The 15,005-nt window shown below is 66.9% G+C and carries 15 protein-coding genes and 2 tRNA genes; 13 read left to right on the forward strand and 4 right to left on the reverse strand.

The window, feature by feature from the left end; genetic code table 11:
• Positions 1-198, forward strand: a 198-nt coding sequence (locus ON22_RS06535) for a phosphoribosylaminoimidazolesuccinocarboxamide synthase (protein WP_043739897.1), incomplete at its 5' end; no start/stop codon positions are given.
• 85 nt (positions 199-283) lie between these two features.
• Here the strand turns inward: ON22_RS06535 and ON22_RS06540 are convergent.
• On the reverse strand, positions 284-1,504 hold the full coding sequence (locus tag ON22_RS06540; protein ID WP_033247368.1) for an NAD(P)/FAD-dependent oxidoreductase: 1,221 nt from the start codon (positions 1,502-1,504) through the stop codon (positions 284-286).
• Positions 1,505-1,685: 181 nt separating this feature from the next.
• Between ON22_RS06540 and ON22_RS06545 the strand changes: the two genes are divergently transcribed.
• Entirely contained in the window at positions 1,686-2,333 is a 648-nt protein-coding gene (locus ON22_RS06545) for a mycothiol-dependent nitroreductase Rv2466c family protein (RefSeq protein WP_033247369.1), read from the forward strand.
• Positions 2,334-2,387: 54 nt separating this feature from the next.
• On the opposite strand, the gene ON22_RS06550 is transcribed toward ON22_RS06545, so the two are convergent.
• A complete protein-coding gene (locus tag ON22_RS06550) occupies positions 2,388-3,434 on the reverse strand; it encodes a M48 family metallopeptidase (RefSeq protein WP_051157230.1) in 1,047 nt (348 codons plus the stop codon).
• A gap of 119 nt (positions 3,435-3,553) precedes the next feature.
• On the opposite strand from ON22_RS06550, the gene ON22_RS06555 reads away from it, so the two are divergent.
• Both ON22_RS06555 and ON22_RS06560 read left to right on the forward strand, forming a co-directional pair.
• Positions 3,554-4,027 (forward strand): ribose-5-phosphate isomerase, encoded by a 474-nt coding sequence (locus ON22_RS06555; protein WP_033247370.1) that lies wholly within the window; start codon positions 3,554-3,556, stop codon positions 4,025-4,027.
• A gap of 5 nt (positions 4,028-4,032) precedes the next feature.
• On the forward strand, positions 4,033-4,845 hold the full coding sequence (locus tag ON22_RS06560; RefSeq protein ID WP_033247371.1) for an Fpg/Nei family DNA glycosylase: 813 nt from the start codon (positions 4,033-4,035) through the stop codon (positions 4,843-4,845).
• A 92-nt stretch (positions 4,846-4,937) separates the two neighbouring features.
• On the opposite strand, the gene ON22_RS06565 is transcribed toward ON22_RS06560, so the two are convergent.
• Complete coding sequence (locus ON22_RS06565) at positions 4,938-5,894, reverse strand: GGDEF domain-containing protein (protein ID WP_033247372.1); 957 nt, start codon at positions 5,892-5,894, stop codon at positions 4,938-4,940.
• Positions 5,895-6,369: 475 nt separating this feature from the next.
• On the opposite strand from ON22_RS06565, the gene ON22_RS06570 reads away from it, so the two are divergent.
• Positions 6,370-6,440, forward strand: a tRNA-Gly gene (locus ON22_RS06570).
• A gap of 37 nt (positions 6,441-6,477) precedes the next feature.
• Positions 6,478-6,551, forward strand: a tRNA-Pro gene (locus ON22_RS06575).
• Positions 6,552-6,587: 36 nt separating this feature from the next.
• Here the strand turns inward: ON22_RS06575 and ON22_RS06580 are convergent.
• Positions 6,588-7,367 carry a MerR family transcriptional regulator gene (locus ON22_RS06580; protein ID WP_051157231.1) on the reverse strand — a complete coding sequence of 260 codons (780 nt, stop codon included), beginning with the start codon at positions 7,365-7,367 and terminating at the stop codon, positions 6,588-6,590.
• A 358-nt stretch (positions 7,368-7,725) separates the two neighbouring features.
• On the opposite strand from ON22_RS06580, the gene ON22_RS06585 reads away from it, so the two are divergent.
• From ON22_RS06585 to ON22_RS06615, 7 genes are all read left to right on the forward strand, one after another.
• The gene (locus tag ON22_RS06585) at positions 7,726-8,109 is read left to right on the forward strand and encodes a hypothetical protein (RefSeq protein WP_156052458.1); all 384 of its coding nucleotides are present in this window, start codon (positions 7,726-7,728) and stop codon (positions 8,107-8,109) included.
• A gap of 45 nt (positions 8,110-8,154) precedes the next feature.
• Positions 8,155-9,048: an ROK family protein gene (locus ON22_RS06590; protein ID WP_033247374.1), complete on the forward strand. Its 894-nt coding sequence runs from the start codon at positions 8,155-8,157 to the stop codon at positions 9,046-9,048.
• 339 nt (positions 9,049-9,387) lie between these two features.
• Positions 9,388-10,506 carry a GAF domain-containing protein gene (locus ON22_RS06595; RefSeq protein ID WP_033247406.1) on the forward strand — a complete coding sequence of 373 codons (1,119 nt, stop codon included), beginning with the start codon at positions 9,388-9,390 and terminating at the stop codon, positions 10,504-10,506.
• An 80-nt stretch (positions 10,507-10,586) separates the two neighbouring features.
• Positions 10,587-11,585 carry a conjugal transfer protein gene (locus ON22_RS06600; protein WP_231508787.1) on the forward strand — a complete coding sequence of 333 codons (999 nt, stop codon included), beginning with the start codon at positions 10,587-10,589 and terminating at the stop codon, positions 11,583-11,585.
• A 15-nt stretch (positions 11,586-11,600) separates the two neighbouring features.
• The gene (locus tag ON22_RS06605) at positions 11,601-11,864 is read left to right on the forward strand and encodes a hypothetical protein (protein ID WP_033247376.1); all 264 of its coding nucleotides are present in this window, start codon (positions 11,601-11,603) and stop codon (positions 11,862-11,864) included.
• Positions 11,861-12,451, forward strand: coding sequence for a hypothetical protein (locus ON22_RS37375; RefSeq protein WP_174375561.1), 591 nt, complete (start codon positions 11,861-11,863; stop codon positions 12,449-12,451). The genes ON22_RS06605 and ON22_RS37375 overlap by 4 nt, the downstream gene beginning before the upstream one ends.
• Entirely contained in the window at positions 12,451-14,979 is a 2,529-nt protein-coding gene (locus ON22_RS06615) for an ATP-binding protein (RefSeq protein WP_033247377.1), read from the forward strand. The genes ON22_RS37375 and ON22_RS06615 overlap by 1 nt, the downstream gene beginning before the upstream one ends.
• Positions 14,980-15,005: the final 26 nt, after the last annotated feature.

Consider the following 15,005-nt stretch of genomic DNA (forward strand, 5'->3'; position numbering starts at 1 on the left):
TCCCGGTTCTGGCCGGCCGCGGAATGGGAGCCCGGCCGCTCGCAGCCGTCGTTCGACAAACAGTTCGTCCGCGATTGGGCCACCTCGACCGGCTGGGACAAGGAACCGCCCGGCCCGGAGATCCCGGCCGATATCGTCGCCGCGACCAGGGAAAAGTACGTCCAGGCCTACGAACTGATCACCGGCCGCACCTGGTGAGGTGCCCGGCCGTTTCAGTGGCAGGCCGGCCACTGCCTCGGGCGCAGCGGCCGCCGGATGAATACGACCGATGTGGTGTGTGCGGTCAGAGCGCGGTCGACGTGTCCGCGAGACGGTCCGGGTCGACCGGGTCGCCGGAGTGGATGAGTTCCTTGATGCGGTCGCCCGCATCCCAGATGTTCACGTTCATCCCGGCCAGGACCCGCTGCCGGTCGTCGAGCCAGAACGCCACGAATTCGCGGCCGCCGAGATCACCGCGCACCACCACCCGCTCGTAGTCACCGGGGGCGGCGAAACCGGTGTATTCCATACCGAGGTCGTACTGGTCGGTGAAGAAGTAGGGGAGGCGGTCGTACGGGGCGGCCTTGCCGAGCATGGTCCGGGCGGCCGCCGCGGGCTGATTCAGGGCGTTCGCCCAGTGCTCCACTCGGATCCGGCGGCCCAGTACGGGATGTTCCTGTTCGGCGATATCGCCGATCGCGACGATATTCGGGTCGCTGCTGGTGAGTCCCGCGTCGACGAGGACGCCGGTACCGGTGAGCAGGCCGGCGGCTTCCGCGAGTTCGATACGGGGCCGTGCACCCACCGCGACGAGGACGGCGTCCGCCTCGAAGGTCGTACCGTCCGCCAACCGCACGCCGCGCGCCCGCCCGTCGGAAACAGTGATCTGCTCGACGCGCGCATCGAACCGGAACTCGACGCCGTGCTCCCGGTGCAGGTCGGCGAAAACCTCGCCCATCTCCGGGCCCAGCGCGCCCAGTAGAGGCGTAGAGGTCCCTTCGACCACGGTCACCGCCACCCCGGCCGCGCGCGCCGCCGCGGTGACCTCGAGCCCGATCCAGCCCGCCCCGATGACCACCAGCCGGCGCGCGGTGCCGAACAGTTCGATCAGCGCGTCGGATTCTTCGACGGTACGCAGGGTGTACACGCCGGGCGCATCGGCGCCCGGGACGGGCAGCGAACGGGATGCGGCACCGGTGGCCAGCGCCAATTTGTCGTAGGGCAGCGTCGAACCGTCCGGTAGCGCAACCGTGCGGGCGGCCCGGTCGACGGCGGTGACCTCGGTACCCGGCAAAAGTTCCACATTGTGGTCCCGATACCAGGCGGCGTCGGCCACGGTGAACTCGTCGAGGGTTTTCTTCCCGGCCAGGTACTCCTTCGACAGCGGCGGACGTTCGTAGGGCAGCCGCTCCTCCGCGCCGATGAGGGTGATGTGGCCGTCGAAATCGTTGGCACGCAACTCCTGTGCCAGTTTCGCTCCGGCCAGGCCGGCGCCGACGATCACGAAACGCTGTGCAGATGTCATGGACGGACTCCCTTGTCGTGAGTTGTTCCAGCGACGATCCGAACCTCTGTTGCCAGCGTACTGAGACCGCCCGCGATGTTCGCCCGGGATCGGGAACGAAAACGGCGCGGCGGCGGTTGCTCGGTGAGAGGCCGGGCCTGCGGCGCAGTGCCCGTCGACGACCGAACGAGAGGAACCGTCCGTGACCGATACGGCCGATAAGAAGGACCTTGCCGAATTCTGGTTCGACCCACTGTGCCCGTGGTGCTGGATCACCTCCCGCTGGATCCTCGAGGTCGCGAAGGTGCGCGATATCGAGACCCGTTTCCATGTGATGAGCCTGGCGGTGCTCAACGAGGGCCGTGATCTGCCGCCGGAGTATCAGGAGCTGATGGCGAGCGGATGGGGCCCGGTGCGGGTCGCGATTGCCGCCGCCCAGCAGCACGGCGACGAGGTCCTGCCGGCGCTGTATACCGCTATGGGCACCCGCTTCCACGATCGCCGGTCGGAGTACGAGAAGGAGGGCGATCTGCGAGCCACCTTCGCGGCGATCCTCGCCGACGCGCTCGCCGAGGCCGGGTTGCCGGCCGAACTGTCGGCCGCCGTGGACAGCGGCGAATACGACGAGGCGTTGCGGGCCAGCCATCACGCCGGGATGGACAAGGTCGGACCCGACGTCGGTACGCCGACCATCCATGTCAACGGTGTTGCGTTCTTCGGTCCGGTGCTGTCGCGGATTCCGCGGGGCGAGGAGGCGGGGAAACTCTGGGACGCGGTGGTCACGCTGGCGGCTTATCCGCACTTCTTCGAGCTCAAGCGCACCCGCGACGAGGATCCGCAGTTCGACTGAGGATCGTGCGGGCCGGTCCCGGCCGTCCGGCCGGAACCGGCCACCGGGACCAGGTCAGTGCGGGGTTTTCGACATCGTCACCGGTTGCCCGCCGGGAGCTCCCGGCGGGGGCGGCGGTGGCACGGTGAGCGGCCGTGACCCCGGCGCGGGCCGCCAGAACAACCGGCCGTGGCTGCTGCGGTCGCGTAACGCCCACATCCGCCAGGTGAGCACGGGATGGGAGGCCATGGCGTTCACCATCCAGACGAAGAAGCCGCGTTCCTGGGCCGCGCGGTCGGCCATTTCGTCGAAACCCACCGAGGTGTTGAGGTATTTACCGGCCGCCAATGTGCCCATCGCCGGCGCCGCGCCCTGCGGCCGGTGGCAGTAACCGTGGTTGTCGGCCGTGTACTCCTGCGACCGGATGAGCGAATTACCCAGGATGGGCAGGAACGGGACGAGGAACATTCCCAGCTGCCGCCAATAGGACGCGTGCCCGGCCGCGATATGGCCGACCTCGTGGCCGATGATGAACGCCAGCGCATCCGGTTCGCGGGCGGCGCCGCTGACCTCGAACAGGTCGCTGTAGACCACCACGTAACGGCGGAATCCGTGGCCGGAGGCGAACGCGTTGATCTGCCCGTTCCCGAGTACCACGTAGGCATCCGGCGCCGCCGCCATCCCGAACCGGGCCGCGGCCTCCTGCACCATCCGGTACCCCTCGGGGAACTGGGTCGGCGACATCTTCACGCCGTTGACCCGCTGCCGCGAATAGTTGAGTCCGCGGCCCAGCCAGATCAGCAGGGGCGCCCCCACCAGGATCAGGATGTACTCGTTGACGGCGCCGAGGACGAGCAGCAGAAAAGCCAGCAGATACGCAACCCCCGTGAACAGCACCACAACGGTCAGCAGCGGGATCTCCCAGCTGTGCCGGGCGGGCATCCCGAACGGCGAGAGTCCACGCGGCTCGTGCGCCGGCCCCGGCGGCGGAGGATAACCGGCCGGTAGGGCCGCCGGGGTACCCGGACGGTCGGTGAGCCACGGGTAGGGCCCGGGCTCCGGCGGAATCGCGCCCCAGTGGGGGCCGGACCCGGACGGTTGCTGTGGGTCGTGCGGCTGCATACCCCGACTCTAAGCGGACCTCCGCATCCGTTCGGCCGGGTGCGGAAGGTCACGCCGGGTTCGCGCGGTGCTGCCCGCCCGCCGTCATCGCCGGTTTCCGGGCCTGACACAATCGCGGCATGCGCGTATACCTGGGTGCCGATCACGCTGGTTTCGAACTGAAAAATGTCGTCAGAGACCACCTCGAGAAGGCCGGTCACGAGGTCGTCGATTGCGGCGCCCTCGTCTACGACGCTCTCGACGATTACCCCGCCTTCTGCATCGAGGCGGCCCGTCGCACCGTCGCCGACCCGGGCAGTCTCGGACTGGTCTTCGGTGGTAGCGGCAACGGTGAGCAGATCGCCGCGAACAAGGTGCCCGGCGCGCGGTGCGCGCTGGCCTGGAGTGTCGAAACCGCCCGGCTGGCGCGGGAACACAACAACGCCCAGCTGATCGGCATCGGTGGCCGGATGCATTCGCAGCAGGAGGCGCTGGAGATCGTGGACGCCTTCGTGACCACCCCGTGGTCGGACGAGGAGCGGCACCAGCGTCGTATCGATATCCTCGCCGCCTACGAGAAGACCGGCGAAGCGCCCGCCCTGCCCGCTTCCTGACGCGAGTGCCGGAGGGGCATACCCTGCACCGGCTCGCCTACCGGCACGAACAGCGCCTGGCCGGTGCGATGGTGCGGGTATCGAGTCCGCAGGGAAAATTCGCCGCGGGTGCTGCCCGGGTGGACGGGCGTATCCTGCTGCGGTCGCAGGCGTGGGGCAAACATCTGCTGCACGAGTACGAGGGCGAGCTGTTCGTCCACGTCCACCTGGGGCTGTACGGCACGTTCACCGAATCCGGTCTGCCGATGCCGGATCCGGTGGGGCAGGTGCGAATGCGGATGTCGGGTACGGGTCGCGACGGGTCCGGGTTCGGCACCGATCTGCGCGGGCCGACGGCCTGCGAGATCCTGACACCGCCGGAGGTGACGGCGCTCGTCGACCGGCTCGGACCCGACCCGTTGCGTTCCGATGCCGACCCGGACCGGGCCTGGGCGCGGATCAGCCGCTCCCGGCGCAGTATCGGCTCCTTGCTGATGGATCAGAGCGTGATCGCGGGGGTCGGTAATGTCTACCGTGCCGAAGTGCTGTTCCGGCACGGTATTTCCCCGTCGCGACCCGGTACCGGGGTCACCCCGGACGAATGGTCGGCGCTGTGGGCGGATCTCGTCGGCCTGATGCGGGTGGGGGTGCGCCGCGGGAAGATGCACGTGGTGCGCCCCGAACACGATCACGGCGCGCCGTCCTACGCTGCCGACCGGCCCCGTACCTACGTCTACCGGCGGGCAGGCGAGCCGTGCCGCTGCTGTGCCGCGCCGGTGCGGCACAGCGTTCTGGAGGGCCGGAACCTGTTCTGGTGCGCCGGCTGCCAGCCCGGCTGAGCCTGCACGTTCGGGTCCGCGCGGTCGGTTACGGCGGCATCCACCCGGCCGGCCAGGGCGGTATCGACTCAGCCCGCCACGGCGGCACCGACTCAGCCGGCGACGGCGGTATCGACCGCCTCGTCTGCGGGTTCGGCGCCGACGTAGCGGCGCCCGCCCGCCGTTTTCGCCGAGTACATAGCGAGATCCGCGCGGCGCAGTAGTTCGGCCAGTTCGGCGCGGTCCTCGGGCGGCGAGTAGGTGGTGCCGACACTGGCCGATACCGGTACCGGACCCGCCGCGGTCCATACCGAATCATTGAGGGCGAGTACGATATTCGCGGCCAGTTCGGCGACGCGATCCTTGTCGAGACCGGCCGCGAGTACGAATTCGTCGCCGCCGTAGCGGCAGACCACGGTCCCCGGCGGCGCCACCTCACGCAGGCGTTGTGCGAGTTCGACCAATACCTCGTCGCCGACGGCGTGGCCGTAGTTGTCGTTGATCTGCTTGAACCGGTCCAGATCCACCACCAGCAGCCCGACCCCGCGTTGCGGGTGATCGGCCATCTGCCGGACCCGTTTGCGCAGCAGGGTGCGGTTGGCCAGGCCGGTGAGCGCGTCATGGGTGGCTTCGTGTTCGAGCCGCTGTTGGAGGGCGGCGAATTCACGCACCCGTTGGGTGGCTTCGTCGGAGAAGTTCTTCTTCTGCTGAGCCAATGCCAGCTCCTGCAATGCCTGCGCGTAGCTGTCGATGGCCTGACTGGCCACGAGCGGCCACTGGGTGGCCACCAGGGAGCCCCGTGGTCCGGCGGGGAAGCCCAGCAGGGTGCGGGTCACCAGGGCGAGCATCCGGACCTGGTGCAGCGGCTCCGCGCACAGCCGCGCCCCGAGCCGGCGGGCAGCGCGAATCGGGAACGGATCGGACACCGTGAGCTCGAGTAGCTGCTCGAGGATATCGACGAGAACAGGTTCGATCTCGGCCGCGGTGATATCGGCATCGGGCTGGGCACCGGCCGCCACGGCCCATTCGCGGGCGGTGGAATGGATGGGGGGCCGGCTCTCAGCAGGCATTGCGATCACCGCAGGCGGAGGTAATCGCGCCGCGAATACGCGGCTTCGGTGCCGGGGTCACCCGGCTCTGTAGTACTGCTGTGCGGATGGTCCACCTTGTCGGGTGCACGCTACCGCCCCCTTTCCAGATACCCCGTCCGGCAAGAAGATCGTAGCAAGATGGTGGGGCCCGGAGACCTACGTTCTAGAACAAGTTCTCGAACCCCGGAACAACAGCAATCTCTGGCGTATCGTTCGGAATCCGCCGGTGTTACACACTTTCGCGAAATTTTTTCCCGAGCGCCGGGGGAATGCCCGGCCATCGTGTTCGGGCGCCCGATCGTGCCGGTCCGGTTCCGCCGGCTCACAGGGGCGGCCGGGCGGCCGCCGGCGGTGCACCGGGAGCAGGAACGGGGGCTGATTGGCGAAAAGAAAGTGGTATTCGGTACAGTCGCTCATGCACACGGCATCATGGTGATCACGCTGCCGGACGCATGCGGGTGTAGTTCAATGGTAGAACCTCAGCCTTCCAAGCTGATGGTGCGGGTTCGATTCCCGTCACCCGCTCTCTCCGAGACCGGAAACCACCCCTTCGGGGGTACTACGGGGTGTGGCGCAGCTTGGTAGCGCACCCGCTTTGGGAGCGGGTGGTCGCAGGTTCAAATCCTGTCACCCCGACATTTCTCGTCGATTGCCGGAGCCGACCCGGTGGCCTCAGCTACGCGCCCGGAACGGCTGCTTACCGTTGGGTGCCCCGTTCCGGCGGGCCGGGTAGGCGCGTGGCGGTGGCGGAGTCTCCACGGGGAGTTCGGCCCGGCGGCCGAAAGCCTGGTCGATCAGCTCCGATGCGGCCCGGGTGACGATGAGGCGCGCGATGGCGAGATCGGTTTCCAGTTTGGTGCGGTCTTTGATGCTTCGCTCGGACTGCTCGTAGCTCTTTCCGGCGAGGATATGGAAGATCTCGGCGGCATAGCGATCGGCGATACGGTCGCAATCGGCGCGGAGGCGCTCGATGAGCTGGAAGGTGGCATTGGGGGGCAGGCCCGCGTCGTCGAGTCGGGTGGCCAGATCGCTGCACCGCGGGTTGGTGACCCGGTAGACGTCGAACGGGTCGTCGCTGGCGGCGAGAGCCTGTTGAACGTACTCGGGTAGTTCGTAGGCCGGTTCCTCGGGTTCCGGCGCGGGAGGATGGTCCGGTGACGGGTGCTCGGACGCGTTCGGGTTCTGATCGGTGACGCCCAGGACGTCGGCGAGGCCGTCCCCGCGGTCCCAGGCAGAGAGCAGCTCGCGGATGCCGTTGAGTTTCATACCGCGGCCCAGCAGCCGGCTGATGGTCTGCAGCCGGTTCAGGTGATCGGAGTCGTAGTAGCCGATGCGTCCCCGGACATCAGGTGAGGGCAGCAGCCCACGCTCGTGGTACACGCGGACACTGCGCACGGTGGTCTCGGCGGCCCGCGCCAGCTCGTCGATCGTGTACTCGGATTCGCCAGGCATACCTATAGGAAACCATACTTGGGACCGTAGATAAACGGTCCGTAACCAAACGAACCGCTGTATGACGGCTTGAAATTGTGAAATGAAGATCAACGTACCGTTAAGTAGCGGTACGAGGCCTTGCTTCCAGGCCTGTCGATGTTCTACCGTCGTGATACAGCTGACACCAGCTGTTTCCGGGGACTGTTGAGCAGCCCTGACGATCCGCCCGACCAACGGGACACGTATCGGTACCCCCGGCGTGCCCTCGGCAGTTCCGGAGACGGTGATGAGCACAATACGAGTACGGTCGTTGAGCGTTGTCCTACCTCGCAAAACAACTGAGTCGCGGGTTTCCGCGCCACCCCCTTCCGTATCGGTGAAGTCGGCGCAGCGCCCACCGTGCGCGGAGCTGCCGGACAGCTGGGACCTGGATTCCGGCACCCCCGACGCCTGGCATTCGGCAGTACGTACTTGCTATGGCTGCCCCTTGTTCGAACAGTGTGCGCGCCTGGCGCAGACTCTCATCGAGCGGGGCGATGCACCGCGAGCCATGATCTGGGCGGGCATCGCCTATGACAACTCGGGCAACGTCATAGAGAACTTGGACCGGCATCGCACCGTGCCGATCGATCACAAACGGCCGATGCGGATCATCCGCAACGGCCCGCGCCCCACTCACGGCGCAGTGGTTTCCGGTGCGCCCAAACGTCATATCGTCCTGGGCCGCCCGCTCCAGCCGACGGGGACCGCTGCTGTCTGACTATGCTGCGGGGGCAAGCGCGGATCTATTTCTGGTGGTGCGTAGATGACAATCCTGGCGTTGGAGATCGGCACGACTCGGCTCGCTGCGATCGAGATCGCCGACGATGTGGGCTCCGACGAGGTCCAGCAGATACCGATACCGCGACAGGGCACCTGGGACAAGGTCCGCGAACTCCTGCTCCGAATAGCGGCGGGCCGGGAGGTCACCGCGGTGGGGATCGCCTCCAGCGGGCCTATCGATATGGCCTCCGGTGTCGTGGCACCCGCGCAGCTCCAGGAATGGCAGGCCGGTTTCCCGCTGGTCGAATCGGTCCAGAAGCTTTTTCCCGCCGCCGCCGTAGCGATGGCCTTGGACGGCGTATGTCTTGCGCTGGCCGAACGGCATTTCGGGGCAACTCGTGAGGTGATGGATTCGCTGTCGATTCTGCTGTCGGAGACGGTGTTCGGCGGGGTGATGGTGGGTGGTTTCGTGGTGGTCGGGCGGACCGGTAACGCCGGCCAGATCGGGCATGTCCTCGTGCCCGGCCACGACGATCCTTGTGCTTGCGGGGGCCGCGGCTGCCTGGAATCGGTGGCGGGTGCGCCGGCTGTGACGGCTTGGGCCCGGAAGCAGGGCTGGGCCGGGGATTCCGTGGCCGGTCTCGCGGCGGACGCGCAGGCCGGAGACCGTATCGCTGTGGCTGCGCTGGAACGAGCCGGGACCGCTGTGGGCCGGACGATCGCATCGGCGGCAGCCCTGCTGGATATCGATCGGGTCGTTGTCGGCGGGCCCATCGCCACCGCGGGTTCCGCGCTGTGGAAACCGCTGCAGAACGCGGTCGCGATGCATGCGCGGTTGCCCTTTCTCCCCGGGTTGCGCGTGGTTCCCTCCGAGTTGGCGGATCTGGGTCTGCTGGCGGGTGCGGGGGTTATCGCGCTGACCTCGCAGAATGAGTGATCCGCGCGCCGCACGGTAATTTTCGGCGCCCCGCCGGTCGTCGCGGCGGTCGGCGGGGGCGTCTCGCGGCCGGGTTCGGCCCCTTCATCCAGGACCCGAATCGGCTGTGTTCGTATCGGATTCCGTATCATTGCCTGTTCGGGTGGCCGACGGGGCGTGTTTCTCCGGCGGCGGCCTCGGGGCGGAATTCCGCGGCGCGTGGCGTATCGGTCTCGAGTTCACTGTTGAGCGTACCGCTGTGTAACGGTACATTATCTTCTGCGGGCGTTGTCGCGATAGTGACACGCACCGCGTGAAACGGTTGGACGCACGCGATGAGAGGGCGCAGTGATCCCCTGGGTGACGGTCGAAACTTTGGCGCCGGAAGGGTTCTCGGTCGCGTCGGTCGGGGATGCCGCACGCGAGTTCGCCGACTGGCGTCGTGTATTGCAGCGACAGTTCGCACGCACCCCAGCTCTCTACGATGGATTGAACACACGCGATATCGCCGAGGCCTTGCGCACCGCCACAGTGGGCGCCACCGACCTGGATCGCACCTTCACCACTCGATCCGGGCCGCACCGGCTGATGGTCCGGCCGGTATTCGGGCCCACCGGGGAAGTGCACGCGGTGCGCTGGTGGGCCGGACCCGCGGACGGTCACGTACCGCCGCTCCCCGCGGCGGTCGGCGCCATCTGGGATGTGGAAAGTCAGACCCTTGCGCAGCCCAGCGGTATCACGGCGCTGTCGGGTAGCGCGCCCGAAGAGTATGTGCCACGGATGTCGATCGCCGAATTCTTCCATCGTGTCTCGGCATTCGACCGGCACGCGGAAGTCCTCGACCTCCTGTACGGCCCCGCGGCCGGTGACAAAATGCAATTCGAGGTCACTGTGCTTCGTAATGCCGGGCGGGCAACCCGCTGGCGGATCTCCGCGCGGGCCCGCAACGACGAACACACCCGGGGTGCGTGGTGGCTTATCGAGGACATCACGTCCGAGGACAATCCGGCCATCTGGCCGACTCTGGAGAGTGTCGGCCTGCGGGAGGCGCACCGCCGGGCGGGCAACCATCTCGCGGTGGTCCAGTTGGGACATACCAGTATTTCGCACTGGCTCACCGATCCGGCGCCGTGGATACGCTGGGACTATCTGTTCCGGCCGGTCGATGTCTTCCATCCCGACGATCGGGTCCGGTTGGTGGAACTCGGTTCCCGGGTCCGAGGCGGAGAGAGCGCCGGCGTGACGGTGCGGGCATTGAACTACAGCGGCGGTTACACCCCGACCTCGCTGCTGCTGTATCCGTACCCGGGATTCTCCAACCGGGAGCTGGCCATCGCCCAGCTGGTGCGGGTGGCCGACGATATCCCCGTGGTGGAACCGGACCTGACAGGTCCGGTCGCATCGGAGAGTCCTATCGGCTATGACGATCAGCTGCGGTTCCGGTTGGCGGGCCGGCTACGGCACAGTCCAGTGTCCTGAGAACGGGCGTATACGCGGGTCCCCATGTCTGGGAAGATGTTTTTCTGGCAGTGGACAGGCTGCTCTCTACCATTCCGAGAGTGAGGACTGGGGCGGCTGGACGCGCGGATTCGGGCGAGGCACTGCTTCGCCAGATGGCCGCGCGGCGCCGGCGCGACAATATCGTCGTCGTGGTCCTGGCGGTGCTCGCGGTTCTCGGCGGTGGGCACGCCGTCTACAGCTTTTTCGCCCCCGATCCCGCCCCTCCGGGAGATGAGGAGATGGTGGGTGTTACGGGGCACGCGAGCTTGGCGGCATCGTTCGCCCAGGATTTCGTTGTTACGTATCTGAGCGCCGACGCGAACGATCAGGACGCGCTGTCGCGTTACGTCGACGGAACACAGCGGATCTCCTTACCGAAGACAGGTGCACAGGTCAACGCGCCACTGGTGGTCTATGTAGCCCGCACTCTCGACGCCGGCGCTGTCGAGGTGTGGTCGGTGACTGTATCGGTGCAGATGGGCCGGCCCGGATCGGGCGCCGCGCGGCATTACTACCGAGTCCCGGTGTCGGTGTCCGAGGGCAGTCTGCGTGCGCTCACCCTGCCCGCCGCCGTCGAACCGCCCGCAGTGGGCTCGGATCTGGCGCAGGCATATTCGTCCCCGTGCGGCGAGGAAACGGCATTCGCTCAGGTTGCCACCGGATTCCTGAACGCATATCTGACCGGCGCCGGTGATGTGGCGCGTTATGTCACCGTCGACTCCGGAATCTCGGCACTGCGACCGGGGCCGTTCACCGAACTCGGCACCGTGACCGTGACCGCCGAGGATTCCGGCTGCGGGACCGCCGGCACCAGCGCGCAGGTGTTGGCAACAGTCACCCCGAAAGGGGCAACCGGGACCGCGCCGGCGCTGGCCTACCCGCTCACCATGGTCCGCGGTGAGGGGCAGTGGCAGGTGCGGGCCATCGAGACACTCCCGGCGCTGAAGGAGCCACTGACCCTGGTCGTGCCACCGGGGGAGAACACCGGCCCCGCCACCGGCAGCACCACGGGAGCCCCGACGAGTACCGCGGAGATCCCCCCGGCGACCCAGAACTGATACGAGGCGGCAACCATGAGCAATCTCAGCAATATCCTCTACGGCATCCTGGTATTCGTACGCTGGGCCGGACTGATCCTCATCACCATCGTCTCGATGGCCGTGCTGATCTCGGAGGCCGCGAAATCCAAGCTGTCCCCGGCCAAGATTCTCGGTGTCGCGGGTTCGGCGATTCTGGCTGCCGTACTCTTCTGGATGCTGCCGACACTGGTGAACTTCGCCCGCGCGGACGCCAATATGATCGTCCCGGACCACCCCGTCGGGGGCGGTTATCAGTGACCACGCAGGTGATCAAGATCTTCACGCCGGTCAAACGTGTCCCCACCATGATCGGCAAGGCACAGAACGGGCAGAAGTTGCCGTTCGGGCCCTATACCTTGCCGCAGGTGGCAGGTGTCGCCATCGGTTTGATCATCACGGGCGCAGCGGCGATGACCCTGCCCGCGAATCCGGCGATCACCTTCCTGGCCGGGCTGGCGCTCACGGCCGTGCTCGGTTTTGCGCTGGGCCTCGTCCCGTACACGGGTGTGCGGTTGTTCTCGCGGATGGTCTGGTTCGCACGACTGATCTGCTACCCGAAACCGGTTCTTGCCTCGGGGATGCCGGTGACCCCCGAATCGGCCCGGATCACTATGTTCGTCGAGGAAACCGTGGTGGCGATCCTGCCGCACGAACCGGTTTCGGGTAGTCCACGGAAAAGCCGCGCCCAACGGGTCTCCGCCCGGGGCGGTCAACTACTGGATCTGCTGAACACGAGCCGGGTCCCGCGCACCGTGGAGGTGGTGGACTCGAGCCCACCGGCATCGAGCTGGCGGTCGATGATCAGCAGTAACGGGGGGCGATCGGCGAGCGGAGAGGGACGCTGATGGGGTTCAACCGGGATCTGCAACCCACGGCCGCGATTCGCGGGCATCTCCAGTTCACCCATTCCGGTCTGGTGACGGCCACGTACTTCATCACGCCGCTCGGGTACGGCCTGCGTAAGGCCGGAGATAAATTCGATGTCAAACTCGCGCACCATGCCCTGATAAACAACCTGCCGAACGGGTCGCTGCTGCTGGGGATCCAGGCTCGGCAGAACACTCTCGACGTGCTGAGCAAAATGGTCGAGGGTGTGGATCTGGACGAATGCGCCGACTACGCCGACGAGGTGTTCGCCTCCTATGAGCGGGTCCGGGCCATCTCCCCGCAGACCCGGATCTATCTGCTGTCCATTCCGGTGGGTACCGCGAGTACCGGCGGAATATCCGCGCTTTCCCGGATGTGGCGGGGGAGTACGACGACCATCGATGCCACCGCCGTCTCGCGGGCCGAACTGGACGCCTACGAAGAAGAAGCCAACGAGATCCTGTCCCGGGTCGGCGGTGAATTCGATCCGGTGCCGGTGCCTGCTGCCCTGTTCCAATGGTTGTGGGAGCACTATCTGGCGCGCGGTGCGGTCGGTGATCCGGTGGCGCCGACCCGCGCGGGTGCGCTCGACGAGGCAACGGCGGCGGTTTTCAAATCCGCGGCACTGGACGAAGGTGCCCGGGCCGATTCTCAGCGCCGGCTGCGCCCTTCGTTCGTTCCGGTGATCAAGGTGGTGCAACCTGATACCGGATACCGTCCGTCCTACCAGGCGATGCTGACCCCGCGGTCGTTCCCCTATTCCGGAATGATGTTCCCGGGCGGTAGCGAGTTCCTGAATGTGATCGACGGTCTCGGCGGCGCCGTCACCGTCGACTGGGGAATGCGAATCTCCACCAAACCCGCCGATCAGGTGCTGAAGAACAACGAGGTGAACCTGCGCCGTCTCGGCGAACAGATGGACCAGCGTGATCAGGAGGTTTCGTTCGCGCAGAACACGCTCATGTCCAAGGCGCAGATGCTGGGCGAATACAACCAGCACTTCGAGGTCAACGGCGGGGAATCGGAGGTGTCCTTCACCACCGTGATCGCCGTTGGCGGGCCGTCCCGGGACGAGACCATGGATGCGGTGAACACTCTGCGCCGCCGCTACAAGCGGTTCCAAGTGGAAATGGCTGCGCCGGTCGGTGCCCAGGTGGATTTGTGGTCGCTGCTGGTCCCCGGAAGTCCACCGCGCCGGGCGTTCGACGATTTCGCCCATATCGTGCCTTCGGATATGTGGGCGGGTTTCGTTCCGTTCACGACGAGCCAGATCGGTGACGACAGCGGTCCGGTGATCGGACTCAACCTGCTGTCCGGGCATTTCGAGCCTATCCACTTCGGGATCATGGAGGCTGCGCTGCACGACCTCTCCGCGTCCTTCGCGGTCACCGGCGAACTCGGTTCGGGCAAATCGTATTTCCTGAAACTCATGGCCGTGCTCGTTCACGATATGGGCGGGCAGTTCCTGGCGATCGACCGAAGCCAGGTGGGGGAGTGGGAGCATTTCGCCGCCGCCATCGACGATGCGGTGGTCATCGACTTGGCGAACCCGTCGGTCTCGCTGGATCCGCTGCGGTTGTTCGACCCCCGCGTCGCCGGCGAACGCGCGCTGGATTCCGTGCTGCCGTTGCTCGATCTATCGCCCACCTCGGGTACCGGTGCGGTGATCAGCAACCTGCTGTCGCCCAAAGGGATCGCCGAGCACAACATCGCCAGCCTCCTGGACCTCTACCGGGTGGTGTGCCGGTTGCGCGACGAGCCCGGGGCCCTCGACGAATACGCGGATCTGGCGTCCCGGCTGGGAACCATCGTCGAACGAGTACCGGTGCTGTTCGACCCGAATCTCGCACCCATCCGGCTGGATGCCGCCGCCACCGTGGTCCGCAGTCACAACTTGGCCCTGCCGACGGCCGAGGAACTGACCACCCCGCACCTGTACAACCGGCTGCCCTTGACCAAACGACTCGGGACCGCGCTCTACGAGCTCGTGGGCGTGACCGCGCGGGAAGCGTTCCTTTCCGACAACGGACGTTTCGGGTTGCTCGTCGGCGACGAAGCGCACCATTTCACGCAGACTCAGGTCGGTGCGTCGGTGACCTCGGATTTCAGTCGTGACGGCCGTAAACATCTCGCCGCGATCGGGCTGGCCTCCCACGATCCCGCCACCGACTTCCAAGGCGCGGCACATAATCTCATTCCGAACCGGTTCGTCTTCCGGCAGCGGGACGAAACCCTGGCCCGCAACAGCCTCGAGTGGCTGGGCGTGGACCTGGAGGAGGCCCCGTACCTGTTGCAGGCCCTGCGCGAGGAGACCTCGCCGCCGGTGGGAGCCGGACGGCAGGTACCGGAAGAGCGCCGCGGTGAGATGTTCATGCGGGACGCGTTGAGCCGGATCGGGCGTGGCAAAGTGCTCGGGCCGGCCCGAGCGGACCGAGCGGAGGCCATCACCAGTACGCCGACCGTGGCGCCCCGTACTGCCCGGAGGGAATCGGAGGCTGTCCGCTGAGTCCGCTGGGGCGGCGGGTGAATCGG

Source organism: Nocardia carnea NBRC 14403 (assembly GCF_000308515.1).
In the GTDB taxonomy this organism is placed as follows: domain Bacteria; phylum Actinomycetota; class Actinomycetes; order Mycobacteriales; family Mycobacteriaceae; genus Nocardia; species Nocardia carnea.

Excerpts from the sequence above, each read along its gene's own strand:
- ON22_RS06540 (WP_033247368.1), bottom strand. The coding sequence starts at position 1,504 with ATGACATCTGCACAGCGTTTCGTGATCGTCGGCGCCGGCCTGGCCGGA.
- ON22_RS06550 (WP_051157230.1), bottom strand. The coding sequence starts at position 3,434 with ATGCAGCCGCACGACCCACAGCAACCGTCCGGGTCCGGCCCCCACTGG.
- ON22_RS06555 (WP_033247370.1), top strand. The coding sequence starts at position 3,554 with ATGCGCGTATACCTGGGTGCCGATCACGCTGGTTTCGAACTGAAAAAT.
- ON22_RS06565 (WP_033247372.1), bottom strand. The coding sequence starts at position 5,894 with ATGCCTGCTGAGAGCCGGCCCCCCATCCATTCCACCGCCCGCGAATGG.
- ON22_RS06580 (WP_051157231.1), bottom strand. The coding sequence starts at position 7,367 with ATGCCTGGCGAATCCGAGTACACGATCGACGAGCTGGCGCGGGCCGCC.
- ON22_RS06590 (WP_033247374.1), top strand. The coding sequence starts at position 8,155 with ATGACAATCCTGGCGTTGGAGATCGGCACGACTCGGCTCGCTGCGATC.
- ON22_RS06605 (WP_033247376.1), top strand. The coding sequence starts at position 11,601 with ATGAGCAATCTCAGCAATATCCTCTACGGCATCCTGGTATTCGTACGC.
- ON22_RS06615 (WP_033247377.1), top strand. The coding sequence starts at position 12,451 with ATGGGGTTCAACCGGGATCTGCAACCCACGGCCGCGATTCGCGGGCAT.